General features: G+C 57.3%; 1 pseudogene. It reads right to left on the reverse strand.

Features of this window, described 5'->3' with window-relative positions:
* Positions 1 to 356: pseudogene (locus tag BEA93_RS24795) on the reverse strand (fimbrial protein); the annotation flags it as partial.

The following is a 356-nucleotide window of genomic DNA, read 5'->3' on the forward strand; positions in this document are numbered from 1 at the left end:
CACTGTGGCAGCGTTCCTGACTGTACATCCGTCACACTCTGCCCACTGACCAGCGACATCCCTGCCGGCACTGTCGCACCCTCTTCCTGTGCACCGGCACTGACGGCCATTCCCTGATTCAGGGTGAAAGAAAGCTGTCCCGACACGTTTCCCGTCTCCGGGTCACGCACCGGGACAGAGGCGCGGAAATGCTGTGCTGAGGTACCATTTCCTTCCGTCACAGTAAACGGCTGTCCGTTACTGCTGAAGGTAATAAAGGGGGTGAATCCGGGACCACCACGCTCAGCCACTTCATGCAGATGTCCCTCCAGAAACGGCAGAGCCCCTTTATCACGCAAATTAAAAACCAGTTGCCC

Origin of the sequence: Escherichia sp. MOD1-EC5950, from assembly GCF_002965345.1 — a bacterium.
GTDB lineage: Bacteria > Pseudomonadota > Gammaproteobacteria > Enterobacterales > Enterobacteriaceae > Escherichia > Escherichia marmotae.